We start from the raw sequence: 25,586 nt of genomic DNA, 5'->3' as shown, positions 1-25,586 counted from the left end.
ATGGCACGCAAAGTCCGGATCGAATATGCAGGCGCATTTTATCATGTGATCAACCGCGGGAACTATCGTAGTTGGATTTTCGAATCCGCCGGAGCTCGTGTGAGTTTCCTAGAATGCTTAAGTATGTGTTGTCGGGCGATGGGTTGGCGGCTTCACAGTTGGTGCTTAATGAGTAATCATTATCATCTACTGATTGAGACACCCGAACCGAATCTAGTCGAAGGGATGAAGTGGCTACAGAGCACTTTCGCGAACCGTTTCAATCGTTTTCGTAAAGCCCATGGGCATGTTTTCCAGGGGCGTTATCAGGCAATTCTTTTGGATGCTGATGCGATAGGCCCGGTGGCTCATTACATTCATCTGAATCCGGTTCGAGCCGGTTTGGTGGATGTTGCAGATTTACAAAAATACGAGGCATCTAGTTTTAGCCAGCTTTGGCATATGAAGAAACGCTGGAGCTTTAGCGACTTTGAATGCTGCCTGGACGCCGCCGGTGGGTTGGCGGATACGCCGCGTGGTCGTCGATTGTATCGCGACTACCTCGGCTGGTTGTGTAGTGATGACTCGGAGCAAACGCGAATGGGCTTTGAAGAGATGTGCCGTGGTTGGGCTAAAGGAAGTGTCGAATTTAAGAAATCGATTCTCAAAGACCATGCCGAGGAATCGTTCAAGCGGGTGGTGGAATCGGAAGCGAAGGGAATGCGTGAGCCATTTTGGGAGAGTCTCGTCAAAAAGAATTTGAAGCATTTGGGGAAGACTCCGAAGGATCTGATTTCGGACAAAAAAGGAGCTCTTTGGAAAGTCTCTCTCGCACGCTATCTGAGAGAGCAACATTTAGTACCGAATGGATGGTTGAGTGAGAACCTGTCTATGGGCACTCCCAACTCATTGAGTAGTCAAATCAGTCGCCACCGAAAGCAGACTCATCAGGCAGAAACGCCTTGGAGGATTCTTGTTAATTAAGAAAACGTGGACTGACCCTGTGGCATTGTCCGTCCGGCAGAAACGCCTTGGAGGATTCTTGTTAATCAAGAAAACGTGGACTGACCCTGTGGCATTGTCAATCAAGAAAACGTGGACTGACCCTGTGGCATTGTCCACTTTTCATCAAGTGAAAGACTTTGATAAAGGTGCTTAGTTTCAATGAGTTCACGAATCGCATCCTTCACCACGTTTCGATATACTTCTCTCAACTCTTCGGCGTTTAAATTCTTTTTTTGGGAGGTATCTGCCATGAATTACAATAAAGATAACGATTTAAGTTTCAGCAAGCAGAAGTTATTCACTAAAAGTTTATAAACTTGGAATTTAGGGACACTGCAGAACTCCCCCTAACCATTCTTGATAAAACAGTTTGCGTGTGATCCTTCAGCAGCTATCAAAAGATGAGGCTGCTCATACCGTCAAACATTACGAACTGCCGATTGACCTCTAGGTGATGGATGGGGCAAATAGCAAACTTCAACGATTCAATTAAATGGATAGCATCAGTAAAATTCGCGATGAATTAAAATCGAAGTATCCCAAGCGGTATAAGGCAGCAAAAGCACTTCTGTTTCTATACGTTTTCGTGTTCGTCATTTCTGGGCTCTATTGGTCGATCCTGTTTCCGATGGGTATTGCTGGTTATAAAGCAGAAGAGTTTGGTCAATGGGGGGATGCTTTCGGTTTCTGGAATTCGTTGTTCTCAGGGGCAGCGTTGATTTTGGTAGTCATCTCTGTATATCTTCAGAATAAGGAAATTTCCGAAATCGGAGAATCAATAAAGCACGATGGCTTTGAAAAGACGTTCTTCAGCGTTTTAGATATCATAGCACAAAGTCGACAATATGTGCTACCATTCAAACAGTTTGGTCAGCACCACGACGGAGACCAACCAATGAAGTCGGTATCTCATGCACTGTTCGCTGGTAAAAAAGGACCACTTCGGAAAATTGGGACTTCTCAATCTCTGAATGCGTTAGTGAAAACAAAACAATTGAGCATGGAAAAATTACAGAAATCGCGGACGCATTCTTCACAAAGAATGACTATATGGTCCAAAGCATAATTAACTCGATTGAATGTGCTTTAGGGCTATTGTTTGACTACACGAATGATCCAAAGCTCATAGATAAGTATGGCCTATTACTCAGAACGATTCTAACTAATTACGAACTAGATGTTTTGTCAGTGTATGGGACAATTAAGGGGAAAGAAACTTTTCGTGAACGAGCAAACAAGATAAAGATGTTCTCTGATGTTGATACCAAGTTATGGAAAACAATGTCATTAGATCATTTTTACGATCACCTGAAAGGTTCTGATCAGAAAAGCAAACACCCGCCCGTAGTCGAATAAGACGAACACCCTGATCAGTCGAACAATCACCTAGCAAGCCGCTACTCATCACGAGAGGGGCCAGAAAAAAATGGGTCATTCCGGAAAAAAATGGGTCAGAGTATCAAGATAAAAAGTGGTATTTCTTTAGGCCCAGAGAGGGGAAAAGGGGGCGTTTCATTACCTTTGTGGTTGGCTGGTTCAGCGACTTTAGATGGTCTGATTTGTTATGGCACGGAGTTTGCGAATCGAGCGTAGTGGCGGGGTCTACCATGTGATCAATCGTGGTAATTATCGGCAGGATTTGCTCATCAATGATGGTGTGCATGAGACTTTTGAGCGTTGCTTATTTGAGGCCTGTGAGAAGTGCGGTTGGGTCCTTGAAGGTTTTTGCGTGATGACGAATCATTTTCATCTGGTTATACGCACGCCAAATGGAAACTTGGTGTATGGAATGTTCAGAGGCCTATGGCCGACAAGACCGGCTGCGTAGCAGACCGGAACAGTGGTTACAGGCTACTTTCGCGAACCGCTACCACCGTTTTCGAAAAGTCCACGGCAAGCTGTTTGCTCGTCAAGCTGCCCTAGGGGCACCCGCTTGACTCACCCGCAACGCGGGCTTACGCCATCTACGCACTTTCGTGCTCCGTCAGGGGCGATACAAGAGTCTGATCGTCGAGGAGGATAGTCATTTGGGAGCGTTGCAGCATTACGTGCATTTGAACCCGGTTCGGGCGAAAATGTGCACCGTAGAGGAGCTTCAGAATTACCGTTGGTCGAGCTATTGGTATTTGCAGTATCCGCGCAAGCGGCCTTCGTTTCTGGATCTCTCAGGTTCGCTGGATTCTGCGGGCGGGCTTCGTGACACGCCTGCCGGTCGTAGGAAGTATGCTGATTGTTTACAATGGCTCTCAACCAATACGCCTGCTCAAAAAGAAATGGCCTTTGAGAAAATGTGCCATGGGTGGGCTTTGGGCACTAAGGACTTTAAACGTAAATTGCTCGAAACCGAGGGCTTGCTTAAAGATGGGAACAATCAGGCGATTCGTTTAGAAGGCAAAGAGCTGCAGCAGGCGAATGAGTTACAATGGGAAGCGATGCTGAATCGGGGGTTGAAGATCTTGGGCAAGGAGATTGCCAATATCACGAATGATCGAAAATCTGCATGCTGGAAAGTTTGGATCGCGAGCATGTTGAAACAGCGCAGTTCCGCGACGAATGTGTGGATCGCTCGAGAACTGAACATGGGAGTCCCTCAGGCCGTAAGCATACATGTCGGAAGTCTGGATAGGGTCAAACTGGGTAAGACCAAAGAGTATCAGGATTTTATTTATGAATTTACGAAATGCCCCCTTTTGAAATTGGATGCTTAAAGCGGCAGGGATCCAAAAGAAAGGCGCGTGTCACTTGCTACGGCACAGCTGCGCCACGCACATTATGGAGAACGGCGCGGACTTGCGAAGCATCCAGCAAATGCTCGGACATGCCCGGCTCGACACGCCCCATATTTACACCGAAGTGAGCATCCAATACTTGCGCGAGGTCTACAATAAGACCCACCCGAACGCGCAGACAAAGGGAACTTGAAAAATCCGAAAATATCGCCATGTTAGAGAATATGAATGTCGCCCAAGTCATCGAAGAGATCGACGCCCTGACTGCTGAGGAGCAGTCCAAGGTGATCGCACACCTGCATCAGGTGCAGGAAGAACGCTTCCACGAGGAGCAAGTGCGTATAGCTGAGCAGCGTCTTGAAGACCTCGATAATGGCTTAACTGGCACCGTCTCGCATGACGAGGCGATGCGCATGATCTGCGAAAGCTAGGGCATGCAAATCCGGTATCTTGATGAGGCCGTTGCCGATGCGCGACGGGAGTTTGAATTTTGGAGGGAGCAAGAACCCGGACTCGAACAGGAGTTTGCTAAGGAACTCGGTGCCGCAATCCGTTCGGTCACTCTCTCGCCGAATGGCTACGTAAAAGTATCGAAGAAACGCGAGCTTCGCCGCTTTTATGAGAAACGCTTCCATACGCATATCCTTTACGAGTATCTGGCCGATAAAGAGCTGTTGCTGATCGTGCGCGTTTATAACGCCCGAATGAATCCGGTTCGCTTTATCCCGAGGGGATAGATTTTCCTTCCTTTAGCCGCTTTAGTTGCTAGCGTTAGCGAACTCCCGAAATGGTCGCCCTAAACATAGTTTACGCTCCGAGCAAAACCCCCACACGGTCAAAAAACCGCGTCGGGGATTTTTTTTGCCAAGATGCCGATTGCGTCGGGGAGAATCGCCCCGCAACCCGCAACCGCATCGGGGGAAAACGACCATGCGACTACGATCTTGCGTCAGGTGTTAATTATTACGGCTTTAGATATTATGATGCAGAAACTGGCAGGTGGCCATCCAGAGATCCGATTGAGGAGTATGGGTTTTTCTATGGATTAGTGGGGGCTTCTTCCTTCGATTCAGAATCTGAGAAAACTCTTCAGGAGTGGTTTTATAGCAAGAACGATTATGCGTTCATTGATAATAATCCTATCGATTTTGTAGACTATCTTGGACTAATAAAATTGCCGAAGAAACTGCCAAAGCCTGTTAAGCCTAGTGATCTTGTTTTTAAACAAACACCCATTGGTGGATATGAGAAAGGCTATTCTGATCGCTCGCATTATTGCGTAGATTCAATCGGCAATGGTTTGCATTGTCCTGGCGATATTGAGAATTCCCCGGTCGGAGGTGACTTTGAAGATTTAAAGGAGCACTGCAAAGCTAATTGTGCTACGAAGCACTGTGAACTCACGGTGTATTCTGGAGTCTATCGCCCTGAACTTGGTGACTATTCTCGATGGAATTGGACTGTCGGTTGCAATGCAGAATGCGGGCAACCTCAAGGCACTCCTCAAACTGGCAAATACTGATGAATAATTACCTGATTTTACTTTGTAGCCTGCTATTGTTTGGTTGCTCTGAAAGTCGAGTTTACGAAAACATCGGCTCTACCATGTCTCCAACTATTCAAGATGGAGACAAGCTTAGTGTTGTACCTATTGACGGCAGATGTAGTGAAATTGAAAGATACGACCTTATTCTATTTTTCGACCCCACTACGGACGAGGAAAGGTATTTTGTCATGCGTGTTTGGGGACTCCCAGGAGAGAAGGTCGAAGTTGAAAATAAAGAGATTCTAATAGATGGAGTTAAGCTGGACAGTAGTGAAATAGTCTCGCTTGATTCAGTGGCAGATTATGGGACGTTTAAGTCTGTGAAGTTGGATGATGAGAGCTTTTTTGTCATGGGAGATAATCTTGAAAATTCGTGGGATAGTCGATTCTGGGGTGCTCTTTCCTGTGAAAACATAGTAGGTTACGCTTCGGTTGTCGCTGAGGGGAACTGAAATGGCACCAAAGGAACTTGTTACGTGCCGAATTAAGACCGACCATTTTTGCCGATTTGCGATCATAAGCTTTTTTGCAAAATCCCAGTTTGCTGGAAGTAAAGTTAGCCGTGTAGGTCATACTTGGATTTGAGTTTACGATGTGAGGGGCACTCCGATGTGGAGTGCCCGGTTGCTGTTTTGTTCGGATGTTACAAGCCGAGTGTCATTTGTTGTGTGTTTGTCTTTTGGCTACGCTGATTTTGGCGCAGTATCTGGTGTGCTGCGGCCATGGTTTGTGTGTGCTGGTTTTGCTCTGCCTGTTTGATGTTTTTGGCCAGATAGTCGAAGGTGTAACTGGCGTGTTTGAGTTTGAGGTAGATGTCCTGCTTGTGATGACGGCAGTGATCTTGCAGTGCCTTCATGAGGTATTTTGGGAAGTAGGCTCTGTATTGCGCGGGATTGCCGTGCCGTTGGATCTGCCTGAGTTTTTTGAGCAGGAGTCGGTTGTAGTCCTCAGGTGTGATGATGAGGGCTTGGTTGTCGAGCCAGGCGGCAGGCCATGTGAGGGCGCGTAGCAACTGTCTACGATCCCTGTGGAAGCTTTGTGTGCCCTTTTCATAGAAGTGGTCTCGGATGTAGTTACGGGGAGTGCATGAGCTCAACTTACGTCGGCAACTGGGTAACGAAAACGGTCAAGTCCGCCGATATCGGCAAAACTGGCAGTTGTCACTTATTCCGCCACAGCTGCGCGACGCGCATGCTTGAGAACGGCGCGGACATCCGCTTGATACAGCAACTACTTGGACACGCACGGCTCGACACCACGCAGATTTATACGGAAGTGGCGATCAGAGCGCTTCGTGAAGTCCACGCAAGAACGCATCCATCATCGAATCTTCAAGCTTGAAGAATCCCGAAATATAGCCATGTTAAGCAACATGAACGCAGCAGAAATTATCCAGGAAATCGCACGTCTTCCCGAAAACGAAAAGGGGAAGGTCGTTGAGTTCGTGGAAGCACTCAAGGGCACGAAGCAGGTTCGTTACATCGACAGCGCTGTTGTCGAAAAGACCGCAGACAAAGTGTTCCGTGAGCATGCGCCTTTGTTTGAAAAGCTCGCTCAGTAATGGACGAACCTCTCTTTTTGCGCGTCGAAGACGTTGAGAAGTTGCATACCATGTCACTGCAACGCTTCGGGGGCAGCGAAGGTTTGCGTGACCGTAACGCCTTTGAATCCGCCGTTCATCATCCGAAGAATATCTTCTGTTACGATCAGGGCGACTTGTTCGATATGGCTGCGGCTTATTGCGTGCATATCGCACAGGCTCAGGCCTTCCTTGATGGCAACAAACGCACGGGAGCCGCTTCCGCAATCGTGTTCCTCGACGCAAACGGCTATCCGATTACCGGCGACTCGATGCGTATCCACGAAGCACTGATTGCTGTCGCGACCGGCGAAATGGATCGTGCAGGAGTGGCAGCTTTGCTGCGTGAGCTCACCGCCTAATTTATCTTTAGCCGCCTTTGCGTTGGATCGGTCGCAGGAAAAGGCTTTGCTTTGAGCGGTGGCCGCGTTCACTTTTGAGGCCGTTATCATGGTCGCCCTGAACGAAAACTTTGCCCCCGAAACTCCCGCACTCGGTTTGAAAAAACGCGTCGGGAATTTTTTTGGCGAAAACGGGAAATCGCGCCCAGCAAATCGGCTCTCAGGCCAGTGGCCGCGCCGAGAAAACGGGCACGGCTACGACGAAACCGCGTCGGGTATGTTTTATTACGGCTTTAGATATTATGTCCCTGATACGGGGCGTTGGCCATCTAGAGGTCCCATTGAAGAAGAGGGTGGGGTAAACGCTGTATTCTGTGAAGAATAATTTCCTCTAAAAAATTGAGGGTTTCTGAGTTCTTTTGCGTTTAAGAGCGCATAAGATGAAGCAAATATTTCGTAAATACTGTGCGGTTACTCGCATTGGAGCAGTGGTGGCGTGTGCCATCGCTGCGCCTGTTTTGCAGGCTTCCGATGCAAGCGAGCCTCCGCAGGCTCAAACCTTGGTTTCGTTGGAAGACTACTTGAGGCAGGCGCAAATCGCGAATCCACAGCTCAAAGCTTTTGAGCGACGCTACGAAGCGGCCATGCAGCGTATCCCACAGGTGTCCGCGCTGCCAGATCCGATGTTTCAAATCACGAGTTTTGTGGAATCGGTGCAGACGCGGACGGGCCCTCAGGAAAATGTCCTGATGCTGAGTCAGCGCATTCCGTGGTTTGGCAAATTGAGCAGCCGTGAAGCGGCGGCCTCTGCCGATGCGGAGGCACTTTGGTATGCCTATCAGAGCCAGCATCTGATGCTTGCGCGCACTGTTTCACTAGGGTTCTACGAATACGGCTATACTGAAGAGGCGATTCGCCTGACTCGCGAGAATCGGGATTTGTTGCGCGAGTTGGAGCCCGTCGTTGAAGAGAAAGTCCGTGCCGGGGGAGAGATCAACGCCTTGCTGCGTCTCAAAGTGGAGATCGGTAAAATTGACGACCGGCTGCAGTCGCTCACTCAAAAGCGTGTGGCCCAATCGGCCCAGTTAAGTGAACTGTTGGCGCTATCCGAAACTTCGCTGTTGGCATGGCCCGAATGGGAAGCACCTAAGCCGGTATCTTTAAATGGGCCTGCATTGGTTCAAGCGATCCGCGCGAGTAACCCTGAGTTGCAAATGCTGAAACGCAAAGTCGCGAGCGCGGAAGCCCGCCGTGAAATCGCCCGCTTGGAGAGCTATCCAGATATTACTTTGGGCATTAATTATATCCAAATCGGAGACCCTGAAGTGAACCCCACGACTCCGGATGCGGGGAATGATCCGTGGGGCGTGACGGTTGCCGTCAATATCCCTATTTGGATTGGCAAATATGATGCAGGCAAGGCGGAAGCGCTGGCCAACAAGCGTTCGTCTGAACACGAATATGAGAATCGCTACAATGCACTTCGTGCGGAGTTGAGCGCAAGTCTGGCTCTTTTAGCAGATGCCAACCGCAGGCTGGCGCTCTATGGTGAAGAACTGTTGGGGCTGGCAGAGCAGGCGGTCGAAAATACACGCGAGAGTTATCAAAACGGACGCACTGGCATCTTGGAGCTGATCGACAGTGAGCGATCCTTACTGGATTTGCAGCTGCTCTACTGGCGGGCTGCTGCGGATGCTTCGCAACAACGCGTCGTCATCCAAACTTTAGCCAACCACAATATGTAGGGCACTTTTTACGCAACTGATGAGAATGAATAAGCAATTAATTTTTACTATAACTGGCACTGCAGTGGCCGCTCTCATCATTGGTATCGGAGTGGGGCGACTGACACAGTCCAGCCCCGAGAGCCATAACCATGCTGCCGGGGGCGCGGCATCTGCGCAGTCGGCGGAAGCCGCCGAGCCGACGATTTGGACTTGCTCGATGCACCCGCAAATTCAGCAACCCGAGCCGGGCGACTGTCCTATCTGTGGCATGAACTTAATACCGTTGGAAAATGATTCGGGCGCGGATGATGGACCGCGCACCATGAGTATGAGCGAAAGTTCCCGCGCCTTGGCGGAGATTCAAACCAGCGCCGTCGTCCAAGACTATCCGGAAGCTGAAATACGCTTGGTCGGGAAACTCGACTACGATGAAACACTGGAGAAATCGCTGACCGCTCGTTTCCCCGCTCGGATCGACGAATTGTTTGTCAACTATACGGGCATACCTGTCGCTAAAGGGGATCACCTCGCCAAGGTGTATAGTCCAGATCTACTTTCCGCTCAGCGTGAACTACTGACCTCCTATCGCGCCGATCCCAACAGCTCGATCACCCGTGCTGCCCGCGAAAAGCTTCGGCTGTGGGATCTCGTTCCCGAGCAGATCGATGCCATCCTTGAGAGCGGCGAAGCGAAAGATCATTTTATCCTGAAAGCACCCATCGGCGGTGTTGTGGTGGCTAAGCACGTGAAGGAAGGCGATTACGTGAAAACGGGTGAGTCACTGTTTAAGATTGTGGACCTAAGCCGTCTTTGGGCGTATCTGGATGCCTACGAATCGGACCTACCTTGGCTCCGCTACGGTCAGGACGTCTCCTTTTCCGTGGAAGCGATTCCAGGTGAAATCTTTCACGGGCAAGTGGCTTTTATTGAGCCGGAAGTGAACCGGAAGACACGCACGGTGTCGATCCGTGTCAACGTGCCGAATCCTGATTCCAAACTAAAGCCGGGAATGTTTGTGCGTGCTATCGTGGCATCTCGTTTAGCGGACGGGGGCAAGGTCTACGCGCCCGATATGGCGGGCAAATGGATTAGCCCGATGCATCCGGAAATCGTTAAGGACGGCCCTGGACAGTGTGATGTTTGCGGCATGGATCTGGTTCGCGCAGAGGAGCTCGGCTACGTTGACAATGCTGTAGAAACCGCACCGATTATCGTTCCGAGCTCTGCGGTTCTGCGCACGGGGAAACGCGCTGTTGTTTACGTAGAAAAACCCAATGCAGAACGGCCGACTTATGAGGGCCGAGAAGTCGTCCTAGGACCTCGGGCAGGGGATTATTTTCTTGTTGCTGCCGGGCTCGATACAGGGGAGCGGGTTGTCACTAACGGAGCCTTCAAGATCGACAGTGCGCTGCAAATTCAAGCCAAACCCAGTATGATGAACCCTCAAGGCAGTGGTCCCATAGCGGGGCATAATCATGGCAGTGAAGCACCTGTTGCAGCACCTGCAGCTGCTGGCGGCCAAACCGACCACTCGCAGCATGGCGGCATGGCTATGCTTGAGATTGCAGGCGACCTTGCAGCACAGTTGGTGGAGCCTTATCTCGCGATGCAGTCCGCCCTCGCTGGGGACGATCTCGCTTTGGCCAAAGCACAGGCCAAAGCGATGATGGAAGTCACGGGCCACAGCGGGGACCTTCCGGCTCTGCTGCATGATATGCTGGCGGCAGAAACGCTCGATGCCTTTCGTATCCCATATTTTGATACACTCTCGAATGCACTCATTGCCGCCGCCAAGACCGACCCTGCGTCCTTCGATCGCGACTTTTATATTATGAACTGCCCTATGGCAAACGACAATCAGGGCGCGGATTGGCTACAAGCCAGTAAGTCGCTACAGAACCCATACTTCGGAGCCATGATGCTCCAGTGTGGCGAAGTTAAAGAAACGATTACAGCAAGTGAAAGCGGACACGACAACCATGGCCAATAATTCATCGAATCCAATCAACGGCCTGATTCGTTTCTGCTTAGAAAACAAACTGGTCGTCATTCTCTTCACAGTCGTATTGGTCTTGTGGGGCATCGCTGTCGCGCCCTTCGACTGGGAGTCGGATCTGCTCCCGCGTGACCCTGTGCCAGTCGACGCGATTCCCGACATCGGTGAAAACCAACAAATTGTTTTCACCGAATGGATGGGGCGCTCACCGCAGGATATCGAAGATCAGATCACGTATCCGATGACGACGGCGCTCCTTGGCCTGCCCGAGGTCAAGACGATCCGCAGTTATTCAATGTTCGGCTTCTCTTCGATCTATATCATCTTCAAAGACGATGCCGAGTTCTACTGGACCCGCAGCCGTATCCTCGAAAAGTTGAATAGCCTTCCGTCTGGCACTTTGCCGCAAGGGGTCTCGCCGCAACTGGGGCCGGATGCCACTGCACTCGGACAAGTCTTCTGGTATACACTTGAAGGTATGAACCCCGACGGGGAGCCATCGGGAGGATGGGACCTGGACGAGCTCCGTAGCACTCAGGATTGGTATGTTCGCTACGCACTTCAAGGCGTGGATGGGGTGGCGGAAGTCGCCTCCATCGGTGGTTACGTCAAGGAGTATCAAGTCGACGTCGATCCGGATGCCTTGCGGACGTATAATATCGCGCTGCATGAGGTCTTTGATGCCGTGCGCGGCAGTAATCTGGATGTCGGAGCGCGAACGATTGAGATCAATGCGGTCGAATACGTGATTCGTGGACTCGGTTTTATTGAGAATTTGGACGATCTGCGTAAGACCGTGATTACGCAGCGCAATAATGTGCCGATCACACTCGAACAAGTTGCTGAAATCGAATACGGGCCTGCGCTACGGCGTGGTGCGCTCGACAAGGCCGGAGCGGAGGCCGTCGGGGGCGTCGTCGTCACCCGTTATGGAGAGAATCCGCTGGCGGTAATCAAAGGTATCAAAGAAAAGATTACAGAGATTTCGTCCGGCTTGCCTAAGAAGACGCTTGCGGACGGAACCGTGAGTCAAGTGGAGATCATACCGTTCTATGACCGCACTGGACTGATTTACGAAACCTTAGGCACTCTCGAAGATGCCGTTCGCCAGCAGATACTGGTCACCATTATCGTCGTTGTGCTGATGGTGATGCACTTGCGCAGTGCTTCGCTTATTTCCGGAGTGCTCCCGCTGGCGGTGCTTTTTTCCTTCATCGGCATGAAACTCTTTGGCGTGGATGCCAACGTCGTTGCGCTTTCCGGTATCGCGATCGCCATTGGCACGATTGTCGATATGGGCGTGGTTCTCATCGAAAATATACTCAAGCACCTCGACGATGCGCCGCCTGAGGAAAGTCGGCTGGAAGTCGTCTATCGCGCCTGCACGGAGGTTGCCAGTGCAGTGGTCACCGCGGTGTTGACGACGGTGATTAGTTTCCTGCCGGTCTTCACCATGGAGGCCGCGGAGGGGAAATTGTTTCGCCCCTTGGCTTACACCAAGACCTTCGCACTGATTGGCTCGATCGTCGTCGCTCTGACGATTATTCCACCCTTGGCACACTGGTTTATCGCAGGGCGTTATAAATCGCATCTGGCCAAGCTTGGGCTGTGGGGCGGCATTGGAGTCATCGGCCTCTTGGCGGCCATCTTTATCAGTTGGTTTCCCTGGTGGTTGGGCCTGTTGGCCGTGGCCACTGCGGCATTCCATTTGAGCAGTCCCAAAATGCCCGAAAAGGTCCAGCGCGGAACATTGTTTAGCTTCAATTTCGTCGTCGCGATACTGGTCGCGTTTTGGCTCGCCGCCGATTGGAAACCACTCGGCCCTGAGCAGCATTTGCACAATATTCTTTTCGTCCTGATTACGGTGGGAGGGCTGCTGGGATTCTTCTATATCTTCATTCGATTCTATGCCCGCATTTTGGCATTTTTGCTGCGCCTTAAGATGCTCTTTCTTGGCTTTAGTGCGTTGATTATCGTGTTTGGTTTTGCCGTTTGGCTTGGTTTCGGAGCCCTCTTCGGGTGGTTGCCCGAATCTGTCCAAAACTCAAAGCCCTACGTTAAGATGGCACACGCCGTGCCTGGGTTGGGGAAAGAGTTTATGCCGGATCTCGATGAGGGCTCTTACCTGCTCATGCCGACTACGATGCCACACGCGTCCATTGGCGAAGTCATGGACGTGTTGAGCAAGCAGGATATGGCGATCAATGCGATCCCTGAAGTTGAAAGTGCCGTGGGTAAGCTCGGTCGGGTGGAAAGCCCGCTCGATCCGGCTCCGATCTCAATGATCGAGACGATCATCAATTATAAGTCGGAGTATATGACCGACGGTGACGGTCGTATACTGAGCTTTGCCTATGATGAATCGCAGGACGAGTTTCAGCGCGATGCAAACGACGAACTGATCCTCGATGAGGACGGTCGCCCCTTCCGCCAGTGGCGTGACGAAATTAAAAGCCCGGACGACATCTGGGACGAGATCGTGAAAGCCGCACAAATACCAGGGACGACTTCGGCGCCTAAACTCCAACCGATTGCGGCTCGTATCGTGATGTTACAAAGTGGCATGCGGGCACCCATGGGGCTCAAAGTCTATGGCCCCGATTTGGAGACGCTGGAGCAGGTGGCGCAGGATGTGGAAGCTTTTTTAAAGCAAGTGCCCTCGATCAAAGCCGAAGCCGTGCTGGCCGACCGCATCGTCGGTAAACCGTATCTGGAAATCGATATCGATCGCGACGCCATCGCTCGCTACGGCATCAAGATCAAGATGGTGCAAGACGTGATCGAAGTTGCCGTCGGCGGTAAACCCATCACCCAGACGGTCGAAGGCCGTGAACGTTACCCCGTGCGTGTGCGCTACATGCGTGAACTCCGCGACAATATCGAGTCGATCGAAAGTATTTTAGTCGCGGCTCCCGACGGCACTCAAATACCGCTGCGTGAGTTGGCCACACTGAATTACATCCGTGGGCCACAAGTGATTAAAAGTGAGGACACCTTTCTGGTCGGTTACGTCATCTTCGACAAGCAAGACGCTTATGCCGAAGTCGAAGTCGTCGAACAGGCTCAAGAATTCCTACAGCAGAAGATCGAAAGCGGTGAGCTGAATATCCCTGCCGGGGTGAGTTATAAGTTTACAGGTAGCTATGAGAATCAGGTGCGTGCCGAGAAGAAACTACGCGTGGTGCTACCGATTGCACTCTTCGCGATCTGGCTCATCCTCTATTTCCAGTTCAAGCGTATTTCGACGACGATCCTCGTGTTCTCCGGCATCCTCTTTGCGTGGTCAGGTGGCTTCATCATGCTCTGGCTTTATGGACAGCCCTGGTTCCTCAATATAGATCTCTTCGGTCACAATATTCGAGCGCTCTTTCAAATGGGCACCATAAACTTGAGTGTCGCTGTGTGGGTCGGCTTCCTCGCACTCTTCGGTATTGCGACGGATAACGGTGTCATTGTTTGCACCTACCTGCAACAGATATTCCGAGAGAAGAATCCGAAGACAATCGAAGAAATCCGGGCTGCGACAGTCGAAGCCGGCGATCGCCGCGTCCGGCCGGCGATGATGACCAGTGCCACCACCATTTTGGCCCTGCTGCCAGTGCTCACTTCGGTCGGGCGAGGTTCCGATATCATGGTGCCCATGGCCATCCCATCCTTTGGCGGCATGTTGCTGGCCATCATCACCATTTTCGTCGTGCCCGTGCTTTATTGTGGGCTAGCGGAGATCGAACACCGCCTAAAACGCAATTAGAACGTAGGGGCTTCATTTATGAAGACCGCCGTATCATAGCACCGAGCGACTGCGGTCTTCACAAGTGAAGCCCCTACAAAATAAAACCAAAATAAAATATAAACATGAACAAAATACTACAACTCGCCCTCGGGCTTCTTATCAGTGTATCCATACTGCAAGCACACAGTGATGCCTTCAAACCACAATTCGTGGATACAGTCGTCGACCCATATCTCAGCATTCAAAAAGCGCTGGCGGGCGATGACCTGAAGGCCGCGCAAGCCGGAGCCAAAGTCTTTCTCGAGGCGATGGAAGAAGCACCTAACGCAGGTGAAGCCCACCAAGAAACAGTTGCGCTGAGAGCACCCGTAAAAAGGATTGCGACCGCTTCCGACATCAAAGTCGCACGAACAGCCTTTCTCGAGAGCTCCCGGCAAATGATCGCGCTCATCGAGCACGTCGGCGTGACGAAGGACGCTCCTATGTTTACCGCCTTTTGCCCCATGGCATTTGATGGCAAAGGTGGGGAGTGGGTTCAGTCCGACGAAAAAGTAGCCAATCCATACTACGGCTCCATGATGTTTCGCTGCGGAAGTATTCAAAAGCAAATCGCAGGAAGCCCGGACCATTCGCACGAGTGAAAGTCTCTGCTCGACCGAGTTGTAAATCCACAAAAAAGCGGCGAACCTCCGAAGAGATTCGCCGCCAAATGGCGGGATAGACGAGACTTGAACTCGCGGCCTCCTGCGTGACAGGCAGGCGCTCTAACCAACTGAGCTACTACCCCAAAGAGTTGGGAAAGCACGGACTGTAGAAACGGAATTACTTATGTCAAGCACTGCTGAAGAATCTTGTGAAAAATATTTATTCGAGCTTTCAGCGTCGCTTATCTGAGATTTACAAACACAAAAAAACGGCGACCTTCTAATGAAGATCGCCGTTCAAATGGCGGGATAGACGAGACTTGTTCCGAGGCGCTTTGCGCCGACAAGACCGGGCGCGACTTGTCCGCCGAAGCTCGTAGAGTGTAGGCGCGCAGCGAACCGGACCACTGCCAGTGAAAGTCTCTGCTCGAGCGAGCTGTAAATCCACAAAAAAGCGGCGAACCTCCAAAGAGATTCGCCGCCAAATGGCGGGATAGACGAGACTTGAACTCGCGGCCTCCTGCGTGACAGGCAGGCGCTCTAACCAACTGAGCTACTACCCCTAAAAGCTAGGGAAGCACGGACAGTAGAAATCGAATTGTTGATGTCAAGCGGTGTTTCCTAGAAAATGAAAATATTTTTAGAAGTCTTGTTTTGTGGTGCTTGCTATCAGTTTTTCATTGATAGGCGAAACGAATTTCGTGCTTTAAACTTACTGGATGCTTCGTAAGCTAAGGCTATGAAATCTGGTGAAGCTCGGTGGGATTTTTTTACGAACCATGCGCATGTAATCTTTTATTTGCAGGCGTATCCGGATCGGCCTTTGCGACAGGTGGCCCTGGCGATCGGGATCACGGAACGTGCGGTGCAGCGTATTGTTGCAGAGTTGGAGGCGGAGGGGTATCTTAAGCGCACAAAGGTGGGGCGTCAGAATCAATATCAGATCGAGGGGGATGTGGCCTTGTGTCACCCGCGGCAAGCACACCGGACTTTGCAGGAATTACTGGATTGGGATGCGTCGGATGCGGTTGCGGACTCCTTGGATGACTATAAGGCGCTTGAGAATTGGAAGGTGGGGGAGCATGGTTCAGAAATTTAAAATCCAAACATATCATTTTATCCTGATATGTTGATGTAAGCCTTGCAATTTTGCTCAAAGAGAGATTAGTTGGCCGACTTTATGAGCAAAAACTTCATCTTTTCCTCCGAGTCGGTCGGCGAAGGCCATCCCGATAAAGTAGCTGACTATATCTCTGATAGCGTTTTGGATGCGTGTTTGGAGCAGGATCCGAAGAGCCGTGTGGCTTGTGAGACGCTGGTTAAGAGTAACTGTGTTTTTCTTGCGGGTGAAATCAGCACCAATGCAAAACTCAATTATGAGGCGATCGTTCGTGAGGCGATCCGCGACATTGGTTATGTGAATGACGATGATGTTTTTCATGCTGATAAGGTATTTATATCCAACATTCTCACGGCGCAGTCTTCGGATATCGCGCAGGGGGTGGATGCGGCCGAGGCGGAAGGTAAGGACACTGCGGAACAAGGCGCGGGGGATCAGGGCATTATGTTCGGTTTTGCATGTAAGCAAACACCCGAGCTGATGCCGGCGCCAGTGATGTATGCGCACCGTTTGTTGCGGGAGATCGCGCGTCAGCGTAAGGAGGTTAAAGTTGATTGGTTGCGCCCGGATGTGAAAAGCCAAGTTGCACTGGAGTATGTGGACGGGCGGCCGGTTGCTATTAAGAATGTGGTGATTTCGACGCAGCATGCCGCCGATGTGAAGCATGCGGCGATTTGTGAGTTCTGTATCGAGGAGGTCATCCGTAAGGTGTTGCCAGCTGAGTTGTTGACCGATCAAACCGAGTATTTGATTAACCCAACGGGGAATTTCGTGATTGGTGGACCGCAGGGGGATGCAGGTTTGACCGGGCGTAAGATCATTGTAGATACCTATGGTGGTTGGGCGCGTCATGGTGGCGGGGCTTTTTCGGGGAAAGATCCTTCGAAGGTGGACCGTTCGGCTGCTTATTTTACTCGCTGGGTCGCGAAGAATATCGTAGCCGCCGGATTGGCAGAAGTCTGTGAACTGGAAGTGGCCTATGCGATTGGTTATCCCTATCCGACCAGTATTCACGTGGACACTTTTGGCACAGGTATTGTGGATGATGCTAAGATTGCAGCGGCCGCGCAGCGGGTCTTTAGCTTTAAGCCTGCAGATATCGTCAGTCAGTTGGACCTCTTGCGTCCGATTTATCGTGAGTCGACACATTACGGCCACTTCGCGAAGGAAAACCTACCATGGGAGTCGGTCGCGAAGGCTGACGAGTTGAAGGCCGCGTTGTAGAGAATTAGGAATTAAGAATTAAGAATTAGATATAATTTACATGAGCACAGATATACAGACACAGACCGGAACCGATTATAAGGTGAAGGATATTAACCTTGCCGACTTTGGGCGTAAGGAAGTTGAAATTGCACAATTTGAAATGCCTGGCCTGATGGCGACGCGTGAGAAGTATGCGAAAGAGCAACCGCTGAAGGGGGTCCGCGTTATGGGCTCGCTGCATATGACGATTCAGACGGCAGTTTTGATTGAAACGCTGCAAGCGCTGGGTGCCGATGTGCGCTGGTGCTCATGCAATATTTATTCGACTCAAGATCATGCGGCAGCCTACGTGGCTAAAAATCTCGGAGTGCCTGTCTTTGCCTGGAAGGGGGAAACTCTTGAAGAATATTGGTGGTGCACCGAGCAGGCGCTTACTTGGCCGGATGGTTCGGGCCCGCAACTGATTGTAGATGACGGTGGCGATGCGACACTTTTGATACACAAGGGCTACGAACTCGAAAATGGCAGCGATTGGGTGAACTCCGAATCTGGCAGCCTGGAAGAAGAGGTGATCAAGCGCCTGTTGAAGAAAATCCATGCCGACAAGCCAGCTCACTGGCATGCAGTGGTTAAGGACTGGAAGGGCGTTTCGGAAGAAACGACTACGGGGGTGCATCGTCTTTATGAAATGCACAATGCGGGCAAGTTACTAGTGCCGGCAATTAACGTGAATGATTCGGTGACCAAGTCGAAGTTTGATAATCTATACGGATGTCGCGAGTCGCTGCTGGACGGTATCAAGCGTGCCACTGATGTGATGGTGGCTGGCAAGGTCGGAGTGGTCTGTGGTTATGGTGACGTGGGCAAGGGCTGTGCCGCTGCGCTCAAAGGTATGGGCGCTCAAGTTGTTGTCACTGAGGTGGACCCGATCTGTGCGCTTCAAGCTGCGATGGAAGGCTACCGCGTATTGACGGTGGAGGATACCTTGGGCTGGGGGGATATATATGTCACCACGACCGGTAATTATGGTATCATTACCGCCGATCACATGTCGAAGATGAAGGATCAGGCGATCGTGTGTAATATTGGTCATTTCGATAACGAAATCGGGGTCGACGCACTTAATGATATGCCCGGTGTCGATGTCGAGTCGATTAAGCCCGATCACGAAGGAGCTGTGGATAAATACACTTTTCCCGATGGCCATAGCATCTACTTGCTGGCTAAGGGCCGTCTCGTGAATCTTGGTTGTGCGACCGGACACCCATCTTTCGTGATGTCGAACAGTTTCACCAATCAAGCCTTGGCACAAATCGAGCTTTGGAAGCAGGTCGAGAAATACACTCCTGGTGTCTATATCTTGCCCAAGCACATCGACGAAGAAGTGGCGCGTTTGCACCTGGAAAAGATTGGTTGTAAGCTGACTAAGCTGAGCGAAAAGCAAGCGAGCTACATCGGCGTGAAGCCAGAAGGTCCCTATAAGCCAGAGCATTATCGCTACTAGTTTTCGGGCAGAATATCCGTCTTTCAAAAGCGCTCTTGTTGATTCGAGGGCGCTTTTTTTGAATATCGTTTGAAAGCGGGCAGCCGCGATCCATATTTTTTCTGAGAGGTTAAAACCTTCTAGAATCGGGATTCAGCTGTGAGATGGCTAAAGGATTGCATTGCCGAGTGGGCAGGCAATGCTTTTGCTGCATATTCTATGGTTGATACTGCAGCTACTCCGAAGATTGAAACACGCGGCCTGATAAAGGAATACGGGAAGCGTCGCGTGGTGAATAATGTCGACGTCCACGTGGACGCGGGTGAAATCGTGGGGCTATTGGGGCCCAATGGCGCGGGTAAAACCACGACTTTCTACATGGTGGTGGGGCTGGTGCCTGCGACTAAGGGCCGTGTGTTCCTGAACGACGACGATTTGACAGATCTGCCGATGTATCGTCGTGCTCGCTGTGGGATCGGGTATTTACCGCAGGAGGCATCGATTTTTCGTAAGATGACGGTGGAGCAGAATATTCGAGCCATTGCGGAGACGATGCCCTTTAACAAGGCGCAGCGTGAAGCATGTGTCGAACAGCACCTGGAGGAGCTGGGGTTGACGCCTCTCGCGTCACAGAAAGCCTACACCTTGAGTGGCGGAGAGCGCCGTCGTTTAGAAATTTCCCGTGCGCTGGTGACTAATCCGAAGTTCCTCTTGATGGATGAGCCCTTTAGTGGGGTCGACCCGATCAGCGTGAGTGAAGTGCAGAAGATTATCGTGCAACTCAAAGAGCGGGGGATCGGTATCCTGATTACCGATCATAATGTGCGCGAGACACTTGCGATTGTGGATCGCGCTTATCTACTGCATCAGGGCTCAATTCTGAGCGAGGGCAGCAGTGACTTTTTAATCAATGATCCGAAGAGCCGGGAATTCTATCTCGGTGAGGATTTTAATATGTAACCTGGATTCTAACATGGCTGCTGTTCAACGTAATAACACTAAATTCGTCGAAGCCGTTTCGGTTCGCGATTTTTTCGAATCTTTTAAAGAGCCACTGGAGATGGAGCTCGTGGCGGGCGATTCGGGCTTGGATAATATGATACGCGAGCGCAGCTTGAATCGACCCGCGCTGGCGATGGTTGGGTTTTTTAAAGCCTTTGCAGCCAAGCGTATCCAGCTGCTGGGGGCCGGGGAGATGGCCTACATTCGCGAAAAAAGTCAAGCGGAGCAGACCGCGATTATGACTGAGATCCTGAAGCGCAAAGTGCCGTGTTTGATTATTTCACGTAATCTGGCGCCTTCTAAGCACCTCTGTAAGCTCGCGGACGAGTATAACACCCCCATCATTCGCTCGCCGCTCAAATCGAAGACTTTTACCACGGAAGCCACTCTGCTGTTGGAAGACAAATTTGCGCCGCGTACTCATATGCACGGCACTTTGTTGGATATACAAGGCATCGGTACTTTGATTTGTGGTGAGAGTGGTGTCGGTAAAAGTGAGTGCGCGCTGGCTCTGATTGAGCGTGGGCATAGCTTGGTCGCCGATGATTTGACCTATATCAAGCGGGTGAGCGAGCGTGAGCTGCTGGGCACTTCGTCGGATCTCAGCCGTGGATACATGGAGTGTCGCGGTCTGGGGATCATTAATGTGGCCGAGCTCTTCGGAGTGCGCTCTGTGCGAGTCGAGAAGCGTATCGACTTAATGATCAATTTTCATATCTGGGCTCAAGGGATGCATGAAGAGCGCACTGGACTGGAAGAGCAGCATATGGAAATTCTAGGCTTGAAGGTGCCTTTGATGGAGATTCCCGTGCGACCTGGGCGCGACATGGCTCGCTTAGTGGAGGTGGCGGCGATGGTGCAGGCGTTGATGAAGATTGGGCATGACTCGGCTGCGGAGTTCAATGATCGCTTGATTGCGCATATGACCAAGTAGGCGCGCGGCGGCCCGATTTTTTGACTTTTTGAAAAAAAGATTTCCTGTGCCAATTTGCTAATAATTGTTTCCTGTGTGAAATAAGATTAGTTATGGTTGGCGCGGTCAGATTACCGAAATGCCACTTTTTCAGTGGGTAACAGAACTGTCACGAGCATGTGACATTCTCTGCAAAAAAAACTCAAAAACTTATTGGGATATAGAGTGTGAATAACTTGTGCAGAACTTGGCCTTGCGTTGTGCATTTCGCTGCCGATTCTTTGTTTTATCGCTGAGCTGCATCTCTTCTTTGAGAGCTGTATTTCAACGACTTACAGTTTATTAGTCGTCATTTTTTTGATTATAACAAACACGCAACTTACTTATTACCAACTACTAGCCGAGTTTTGCACATTGATGTAGTGCTTCGGTATCGATCTTACATCAGCATTTTCATTCTTTTATATTTCAGTTTTTTCAGTGTCGCGTATCTATGTGACTCGCACATTACAAGGCACTGTGAATAATTCACAATTTCTCCACTTTTAAACGTCCATGTCCTCTACGCAAACAGCCGCCTCCCTTTGGCAAAGCACCAACGAAGAACTCAAGAATCTCTTTCCCGCAGATGTATACGAAATGTGGTTCAGTGAGCTCGTGTGCACTGTCGAGACGGACTCGAAGCTGGTGCTGACGACGAACAGCGAGTTCAACGCTATTTGGATTGAGAATAACTTTCTCGATATCATCACGCAGCAGGCTCGCAGCTTTGCAGGTTCGGCGCTGGAGGTTAAAATCGAGGTCGAGAAGACTAAGGATGCGGAAGTCGTTAGTAAGTCTGCGAGCAATGATCGAGATGCCAGTCGTCTGACGGATGCGGGGCGTCAGTCTCCTGATTTGCGTCATGACCGTCCCGTCACGCAAACGGCTCCGACGCATCGCACACTGATTAATCCTAGCAACACTTTTGACAATTACGTGGTCGGTTCAGGGTGCCAGTTGGCCCATGCTGCATCGATCGCGGTGGCGAATGCGCCAGGACGTGCTTATAATCCACTATTTGTTTTTGGTGAGACCGGATTGGGTAAGACCCACTTGATGCATGCGGTGGCGCACCAAATGTTGGCGAACAATCCGAAGGCGCGTATCGCGTATGTCTCGACGGAAAAGTTTACCAACGAGTTTATTCACGCCATCCGCGAGAATAAATTGTCTAAGTTTCGCCAGTATTATCGCAATGTTGATGCGCTGTTGGTCGATGACATCCATTTTCTTTCCGGTAAGGAGAGCACGCAGGAAGAATTCTTCCACACTTTTAACGATCTCTTCGAGTCCGGTCGTCAGATCTTTCTCGCAAGTGATCGACCTGCCAACGAGATCGAGCGCCTCGAGAACCGTCTGATCTCACGTTTTCAGTGGGGCTTGGTGACTGATATTCAAGCGCCTGATTTCGAAACACGTGTGGCGATTCTTAAGAATAAGGCCTCGTCGATGAATCTTAAGCTCGACGACGAGATTATGAATTTCCTTGCGGAGCGTGTGTCTCGTAATGTGCGCCGAATGGAGGGGGCTTTGACTCGTATCGCAGGTTACGACAATCTGATTGACCGCAAGTTAGACCTGAATTCTGTGGAGCGTCTCTTGAGTGATTTGCTCCATGAAGAGGCTGTCAGCAAGGTCACTGTGGATCAAATTCAGAAAAAGGTGTCTGAGTATTACAAGATTCGTTTCAGTGAATTGATTGGTCGTCGTCGCACCAGTGCGATTGTATTTCCGCGTCAAGTGGCGATGTATATTTCCCGCACCTTGACCAGTGACCCACTTAAGTCGATTGGGGATGCTTTTGGTGGTCGTGACCACGGCACAGTGATCCACGCCTGTAAGCAAGTGGAAAACATGATGGAGCAAGACGGCAGCGTGAAGCGCGGCGTGGATTATTTGATCAAGCAGCTTTCAAAAGAGCGCAGTTAGTCGGGGCAACAGTTGCTCAGGTGCTTACTGGTGTCCGAGGAGAGTCGTCAGAGGGCAGAGGTCAGAGGACGGAAGTCAGAGGCCAGAGGCCAGAGGGCAGAGGACAGAGGGCAGGGGCAGATTCGCAAAAAGTTTGAACCTGATGGACATGTTTCTGGTAGCCTCGGTTCTCGGAACCGGGGAAAGTTTTTCGTAGCCTCGGTTCTCGGAACCGGGGAATGTTCCAGTGACTGGCTTCTGTTTTCTGAGCTCTGACTTCTGAATTAACCTAAAAAATGAGTCGAACCGTTAATTACGTTAATTTTCGTTAATTAGAACGACATAAGCCACTGCTGGTTATGCGCTTAAGAATTAAGGTTCCGAAGCGACGCTTCCGAATATCTAATAGATCATACGCTTCCTCTCCCTCACTCAAAAGCATAGGTTCAAAACAGATCTGCAGTAATGGGCCTTGTCACAGATATGCGCCATGTGCTTCGGCGCTGTGACAATAACTGTGACACATTGGCGTTGATTTCTGTGCCTCGTTTTTCTTTTAGATCGGGTGTATTTTATTATCTGATTGTTTATCAATGCCTTGTGTATTGTTTTTGGTAGTGGCATTAGGGCTGCTTAATGCTTGGAATGGGTAAAATAATTGGAATCGACTTAGGAACAACTAACTCCTGCATGTCCGTCATGGAAGGCGGGGAGGCGGTTGTTATACCAAACTCGGAGGGTGCACGCACGACTCCTTCAGTAGTGGCATTTGCCAAGAACGGCGAGCGTCTCGTCGGTCAGGCGGCGAAGCGTCAAGCTGTGACCAATCCGAGCAATACGATCTTTTCGGCGAAACGTTTTATCGGCCGCAAGTTCGACGAAGTGCAGGAGGAGGCAGAGTCTCTTCCTTATAAAGTGGTCTCCGGTAAAAACGGCGACGCTTACATCGAAGCTGAAGTAGACGGCAAGAAGGAGACTTTCGCACCAGAGCAAATTTCTGCCATGGTCCTGCAAAAGCTCAAGGCCGACGCTGAGGCATACCTCGGTGAAAAGGTCACTGAAGCAGTGATCACCGTGCCTGCTTACTTTAATGATGCGCAGCGTCAGGCAACTAAGGATGCCGGTCAGATTGCAGGTCTGGAAGTGAAGCGTATCATCAATGAGCCAACTGCAGCCGCACTTGCGTATGGTCTGGATAAGGGCCAGGACGAAGTGATCGCTGTGTATGACTTGGGTGGGGGCACATTTGACGTCTCGATCCTTGAGATCGGTGATGGTGTCTTCGAAGTTAAAGCGACCAACGGTGACACACACCTCGGTGGTGATAACTGGGATAGCGCTTTGATCGATTACTTGATCGCTGAGTTCAAAAAGAGTGATGGCATCGACCTGCGCACTGATAAGATGGCGCTGCAACGCTTGAAGGAAGAGGGCGAAAAAGCTAAGATCGCTCTGTCTTCAACACAAAGCACCGACATCAACCTTCCGTTCATCACTGCAGACGCATCAGGTCCAAAGCACCTGAACATCACACTTTCACGTTCCAAGCTGGAGCAAATCTGTGATTCGCTCTATCAGCGCACCATCGCTCCTTACGAAGCTTGCTTGAAGGATTCTGGCCACAGCAAGTCCGAAATCGGCGAGCTGGTGCTGGTCGGTGGTATGACACGTGCGCCTAAGGTGGTGGAAATTGCTAAAAACCTCACTGGTAAAGCACCGCACCAAGGTGTGAACCCCGACGAAGTTGTCGCCATCGGTGCGGCGATTCAAGGCGGCGTGCTGCAAGGTGATGTGCGCGACGTGCTCTTGCTCGACGTGACTCCACTTACATTGGCGATCGAAACGGCCGGTGCAGTGGCCACGCCTATGATCGAGCGTAACACCACGATCCCGACTAAGAAGAGCCAAACTTTCTCGACCTACGCCGACAACCAAACTGCGGTGGACATCAAAGTCCTCCAAGGTGAGCGTCCTATGGCGAAGGATAACAAGATCCTAGGTAACTTCCGCCTCGACGGCATCCCTGCGGCATCACGCGGCACACCTCAGATTGAAGTGACTTTCGATATCGATGCCAATGGTATCCTCAACGTCAGCGCTAAGGATCAAGGCACAGGTAAGGAGCAAAAGATCACGATCTCCGGTTCTTCCGGTCTGGATAAGGACGAAGTTGAAAAGCTGAAGCGCGAAGCTGAAGCACACGCTGCCGAAGACGAAGCGCTCAAAGCACGCGTCGAAGCTCGCAACGAACTCGACAACATCGTCTACCAAGCCGAAAAGCAAATCAGCGACATGGGCGACAAGATCCCAGCCGACAAGAAGACTGAGCTCGAAGGCGCGATCGCCGAAGCGAAGGCAGTTCTTGAAAATCAAGAAGCCGATGCCGAAGCTCTCAAGGCTCCTAAGGAAAAGATCATGGAAATCATGCAGTCTTTCGCGGAAGACCTCTACAAGGCACAAGCTGCTGAAGCCGGCGCCGCTCCAGAAGGCGACGCTGCTGCGGGTGCTGAGCCCAAGCAAGCTGAAGATGCGGACACCGTTGATGCCGACTTCGAAGTCGTCGACGAAGAAGACAAAAAATAACCTTTAACAAGTCGCGCTTAGGCAATCCGTCTGAGCGCGGCTTTTTGTTA

Annotated in this window: 26 protein-coding genes and 2 tRNA genes; 24 read left to right on the top strand and 4 right to left on the bottom strand. The window is 50.8% G+C overall.

The features are described 5' to 3' along the window. The gene (locus SH580_RS05850) at positions 1-963 is read left to right on the top strand and encodes a transposase (RefSeq protein ID WP_319834074.1); all 963 of its coding nucleotides are present in this window, start codon (positions 1-3) and stop codon (positions 961-963) included. Between the two features lie 101 nt (positions 964-1,064). Here SH580_RS05850 and SH580_RS05845 read toward each other — a convergent pair whose 3' ends face one another. After that, the gene (locus SH580_RS05845) at positions 1,065-1,235 is read right to left on the bottom strand and encodes a hypothetical protein (RefSeq protein WP_319834073.1); all 171 of its coding nucleotides are present in this window, start codon (positions 1,233-1,235) and stop codon (positions 1,065-1,067) included. Positions 1,236-1,477: 242 nt separating this feature from the next. Between SH580_RS05845 and SH580_RS05840 the strand changes: the two genes are divergently transcribed. The 8 genes from SH580_RS05840 (at position 1,478) to lepB (ending at position 5,711) form a co-directional block, all read left to right on the top strand. Then, entirely contained in the window at positions 1,478-2,050 is a 573-nt protein-coding gene (locus SH580_RS05840) for a hypothetical protein (protein WP_319834072.1), read from the top strand. Positions 2,051-2,548: 498 nt separating this feature from the next. Then, the gene (locus SH580_RS05835) at positions 2,549-2,812 is read left to right on the top strand and encodes a transposase (protein ID WP_319834071.1); all 264 of its coding nucleotides are present in this window, start codon (positions 2,549-2,551) and stop codon (positions 2,810-2,812) included. A gap of 148 nt (positions 2,813-2,960) precedes the next feature. Then, positions 2,961-3,692, top strand: coding sequence for a hypothetical protein (locus tag SH580_RS05830; protein ID WP_319834070.1), 732 nt, complete (start codon positions 2,961-2,963; stop codon positions 3,690-3,692). Then, positions 3,685-3,906, top strand: a complete 222-nt coding sequence (locus tag SH580_RS05825) for a tyrosine-type recombinase/integrase (protein ID WP_319834069.1) — start codon at positions 3,685-3,687, stop codon at positions 3,904-3,906. The genes SH580_RS05830 and SH580_RS05825 overlap by 8 nt, the downstream gene beginning before the upstream one ends. Positions 3,907-3,925: 19 nt before the next feature. Then, positions 3,926-4,144, top strand: a complete 219-nt coding sequence (locus SH580_RS05820; protein WP_319834068.1) for a hypothetical protein — start codon at positions 3,926-3,928, stop codon at positions 4,142-4,144. Positions 4,145-4,147: 3 nt separating this feature from the next. Continuing rightward, a complete protein-coding gene (locus SH580_RS05815) occupies positions 4,148-4,450 on the top strand; it encodes a type II toxin-antitoxin system RelE/ParE family toxin (RefSeq protein ID WP_319834067.1) in 303 nt (100 codons plus the stop codon). Positions 4,451-4,500: 50 nt separating this feature from the next. After that, the gene (locus tag SH580_RS05810) at positions 4,501-5,235 is read left to right on the top strand and encodes an RHS repeat-associated core domain-containing protein (protein ID WP_319834066.1); all 735 of its coding nucleotides are present in this window, start codon (positions 4,501-4,503) and stop codon (positions 5,233-5,235) included. Then, positions 5,163-5,711, top strand: a complete 549-nt coding sequence (gene lepB / locus SH580_RS05805) for a signal peptidase I (protein WP_319834065.1) — start codon at positions 5,163-5,165, stop codon at positions 5,709-5,711. Before SH580_RS05810 ends, lepB begins: the two co-directional genes overlap by 73 nt. Positions 5,712-5,902: 191 nt before the next feature. Here lepB and SH580_RS05800 read toward each other — a convergent pair whose 3' ends face one another. After that, a complete protein-coding gene (locus SH580_RS05800) occupies positions 5,903-6,355 on the bottom strand; it encodes a hypothetical protein (RefSeq protein ID WP_319834064.1) in 453 nt (150 codons plus the stop codon). On the opposite strand from SH580_RS05800, the gene SH580_RS05795 reads away from it, so the two are divergent. From SH580_RS05795 to SH580_RS05765, 8 genes are all read left to right on the top strand, one after another. Beyond that, positions 6,346-6,600 carry a tyrosine-type recombinase/integrase gene (locus SH580_RS05795; RefSeq protein ID WP_319834063.1) on the top strand — a complete coding sequence of 85 codons (255 nt, stop codon included), beginning with the start codon at positions 6,346-6,348 and terminating at the stop codon, positions 6,598-6,600. The two genes, SH580_RS05800 and SH580_RS05795, sit on opposite strands and share 10 nt — an antisense overlap. Positions 6,601-6,631: 31 nt before the next feature. Then, positions 6,632-6,820, top strand: a complete 189-nt coding sequence (locus SH580_RS05790; protein WP_308952354.1) for a hypothetical protein — start codon at positions 6,632-6,634, stop codon at positions 6,818-6,820. Beyond that, positions 6,820-7,200 carry a type II toxin-antitoxin system death-on-curing family toxin gene (locus SH580_RS05785; RefSeq protein WP_319834062.1) on the top strand — a complete coding sequence of 127 codons (381 nt, stop codon included), beginning with the start codon at positions 6,820-6,822 and terminating at the stop codon, positions 7,198-7,200. The genes SH580_RS05790 and SH580_RS05785 overlap by 1 nt, the downstream gene beginning before the upstream one ends. Positions 7,201-7,288: 88 nt before the next feature. Then, a complete protein-coding gene (locus tag SH580_RS22150) occupies positions 7,289-7,564 on the top strand; it encodes an RHS repeat-associated core domain-containing protein (RefSeq protein ID WP_425607134.1) in 276 nt (91 codons plus the stop codon). Between the two features lie 55 nt (positions 7,565-7,619). Next, positions 7,620-8,924: a TolC family protein gene (locus tag SH580_RS05780; protein WP_319834061.1), complete on the top strand. Its 1,305-nt coding sequence runs from the start codon at positions 7,620-7,622 to the stop codon at positions 8,922-8,924. Positions 8,925-8,949: 25 nt separating this feature from the next. Further along, positions 8,950-10,896, top strand: a complete 1,947-nt coding sequence (locus SH580_RS05775) for a heavy metal-binding domain-containing protein (RefSeq protein ID WP_319834060.1) — start codon at positions 8,950-8,952, stop codon at positions 10,894-10,896. Continuing rightward, positions 10,886-14,653: an efflux RND transporter permease subunit gene (locus tag SH580_RS05770; protein ID WP_319834059.1), complete on the top strand. Its 3,768-nt coding sequence runs from the start codon at positions 10,886-10,888 to the stop codon at positions 14,651-14,653. The genes SH580_RS05775 and SH580_RS05770 overlap by 11 nt, the downstream gene beginning before the upstream one ends. A 104-nt stretch (positions 14,654-14,757) precedes the next feature. Beyond that, positions 14,758-15,276, top strand: coding sequence for a DUF3347 domain-containing protein (locus SH580_RS05765; protein ID WP_319834058.1), 519 nt, complete (start codon positions 14,758-14,760; stop codon positions 15,274-15,276). A 69-nt stretch (positions 15,277-15,345) separates the two neighbouring features. Here SH580_RS05765 and SH580_RS05760 read toward each other — a convergent pair. Both SH580_RS05760 and SH580_RS05755 read right to left on the bottom strand, forming a co-directional pair. Continuing rightward, a tRNA-Asp gene (locus SH580_RS05760) sits at positions 15,346-15,422 on the bottom strand. A 343-nt stretch (positions 15,423-15,765) separates the two neighbouring features. Next, positions 15,766-15,842: transfer RNA gene (locus SH580_RS05755), tRNA-Asp, on the bottom strand. Between the two features lie 176 nt (positions 15,843-16,018). Between SH580_RS05755 and SH580_RS05750 the strand changes: the two genes are divergently transcribed. The 7 genes from SH580_RS05750 (at position 16,019) to dnaK (ending at position 25,536) form a co-directional block, all read left to right on the top strand. Next, positions 16,019-16,378, top strand: a complete 360-nt coding sequence (locus SH580_RS05750) for a helix-turn-helix transcriptional regulator (RefSeq protein WP_319834057.1) — start codon at positions 16,019-16,021, stop codon at positions 16,376-16,378. Between the two features lie 81 nt (positions 16,379-16,459). Further along, complete coding sequence (gene metK, locus SH580_RS05745; protein WP_319834056.1) at positions 16,460-17,623, top strand: methionine adenosyltransferase; 1,164 nt, start codon at positions 16,460-16,462, stop codon at positions 17,621-17,623. Positions 17,624-17,663: 40 nt separating this feature from the next. Continuing rightward, positions 17,664-19,109, top strand: coding sequence for an adenosylhomocysteinase (gene ahcY, locus SH580_RS05740; protein WP_319834055.1), 1,446 nt, complete (start codon positions 17,664-17,666; stop codon positions 19,107-19,109). A 198-nt stretch (positions 19,110-19,307) separates the two neighbouring features. Then, positions 19,308-20,048, top strand: a complete 741-nt coding sequence (gene lptB / locus SH580_RS05735; RefSeq protein WP_319834054.1) for an LPS export ABC transporter ATP-binding protein — start codon at positions 19,308-19,310, stop codon at positions 20,046-20,048. Positions 20,049-20,061: 13 nt separating this feature from the next. Next, a complete protein-coding gene (hprK, locus tag SH580_RS05730; RefSeq protein ID WP_319834053.1) occupies positions 20,062-21,024 on the top strand; it encodes an HPr(Ser) kinase/phosphatase in 963 nt (320 codons plus the stop codon). 534 nt (positions 21,025-21,558) lie between these two features. Beyond that, complete coding sequence (gene dnaA / locus SH580_RS05725; RefSeq protein WP_319834052.1) at positions 21,559-22,974, top strand: chromosomal replication initiator protein DnaA; 1,416 nt, start codon at positions 21,559-21,561, stop codon at positions 22,972-22,974. A 624-nt stretch (positions 22,975-23,598) separates the two neighbouring features. Then, the gene (dnaK, locus tag SH580_RS05720) at positions 23,599-25,536 is read left to right on the top strand and encodes a molecular chaperone DnaK (protein WP_319834051.1); all 1,938 of its coding nucleotides are present in this window, start codon (positions 23,599-23,601) and stop codon (positions 25,534-25,536) included. Positions 25,537-25,586: the final 50 nt, after the last annotated feature.

The organism is Coraliomargarita algicola, assembly GCF_033878955.1.
Classification (GTDB): domain Bacteria; phylum Verrucomicrobiota; class Verrucomicrobiia; order Opitutales; family Coraliomargaritaceae; genus Thalassobacterium; species Thalassobacterium algicola.
Note: the sequence above shows the minus strand (reverse complement) of the source record. Positions and strands in the feature narration are given on the sequence as shown.

Bases quoted from the DNA above. Each gene is read 5' to 3' on its own strand.
- SH580_RS05850 (WP_319834074.1), top strand. From the start codon at position 1: ATGGCACGCAAAGTCCGGATCGAATATGCAGGCGCATTTTATCATGTG.
- SH580_RS05845 (WP_319834073.1), bottom strand. From the start codon at position 1,235: ATGGCAGATACCTCCCAAAAAAAGAATTTAAACGCCGAAGAGTTGAGA.
- SH580_RS05840 (WP_319834072.1), top strand. From the start codon at position 1,478: ATGGATAGCATCAGTAAAATTCGCGATGAATTAAAATCGAAGTATCCC.
- SH580_RS05835 (WP_319834071.1), top strand. From the start codon at position 2,549: ATGGCACGGAGTTTGCGAATCGAGCGTAGTGGCGGGGTCTACCATGTG.
- SH580_RS05825 (WP_319834069.1), top strand. From the start codon at position 3,685: ATGCTTAAAGCGGCAGGGATCCAAAAGAAAGGCGCGTGTCACTTGCTA.
- SH580_RS05820 (WP_319834068.1), top strand. From the start codon at position 3,926: ATGTTAGAGAATATGAATGTCGCCCAAGTCATCGAAGAGATCGACGCC.
- SH580_RS05815 (WP_319834067.1), top strand. From the start codon at position 4,148: ATGCAAATCCGGTATCTTGATGAGGCCGTTGCCGATGCGCGACGGGAG.
- SH580_RS05810 (WP_319834066.1), top strand. From the start codon at position 4,501: ATGGTCGCCCTAAACATAGTTTACGCTCCGAGCAAAACCCCCACACGG.
- lepB (WP_319834065.1), top strand. From the start codon at position 5,163: ATGGAATTGGACTGTCGGTTGCAATGCAGAATGCGGGCAACCTCAAGG.
- SH580_RS05795 (WP_319834063.1), top strand. From the start codon at position 6,346: ATGAGCTCAACTTACGTCGGCAACTGGGTAACGAAAACGGTCAAGTCC.
- SH580_RS05790 (WP_308952354.1), top strand. From the start codon at position 6,632: ATGAACGCAGCAGAAATTATCCAGGAAATCGCACGTCTTCCCGAAAAC.
- SH580_RS05785 (WP_319834062.1), top strand. From the start codon at position 6,820: ATGGACGAACCTCTCTTTTTGCGCGTCGAAGACGTTGAGAAGTTGCAT.
- SH580_RS22150 (WP_425607134.1), top strand. From the start codon at position 7,289: ATGGTCGCCCTGAACGAAAACTTTGCCCCCGAAACTCCCGCACTCGGT.
- SH580_RS05780 (WP_319834061.1), top strand. From the start codon at position 7,620: ATGAAGCAAATATTTCGTAAATACTGTGCGGTTACTCGCATTGGAGCA.
- SH580_RS05775 (WP_319834060.1), top strand. From the start codon at position 8,950: ATGAATAAGCAATTAATTTTTACTATAACTGGCACTGCAGTGGCCGCT.
- SH580_RS05770 (WP_319834059.1), top strand. From the start codon at position 10,886: ATGGCCAATAATTCATCGAATCCAATCAACGGCCTGATTCGTTTCTGC.
- SH580_RS05765 (WP_319834058.1), top strand. From the start codon at position 14,758: ATGAACAAAATACTACAACTCGCCCTCGGGCTTCTTATCAGTGTATCC.
- SH580_RS05750 (WP_319834057.1), top strand. From the start codon at position 16,019: ATGAAATCTGGTGAAGCTCGGTGGGATTTTTTTACGAACCATGCGCAT.
- metK (WP_319834056.1), top strand. From the start codon at position 16,460: ATGAGCAAAAACTTCATCTTTTCCTCCGAGTCGGTCGGCGAAGGCCAT.
- ahcY (WP_319834055.1), top strand. From the start codon at position 17,664: ATGAGCACAGATATACAGACACAGACCGGAACCGATTATAAGGTGAAG.
- lptB (WP_319834054.1), top strand. From the start codon at position 19,308: ATGGTTGATACTGCAGCTACTCCGAAGATTGAAACACGCGGCCTGATA.
- hprK (WP_319834053.1), top strand. From the start codon at position 20,062: ATGGCTGCTGTTCAACGTAATAACACTAAATTCGTCGAAGCCGTTTCG.
- dnaA (WP_319834052.1), top strand. From the start codon at position 21,559: ATGTCCTCTACGCAAACAGCCGCCTCCCTTTGGCAAAGCACCAACGAA.
- dnaK (WP_319834051.1), top strand. From the start codon at position 23,599: ATGGGTAAAATAATTGGAATCGACTTAGGAACAACTAACTCCTGCATG.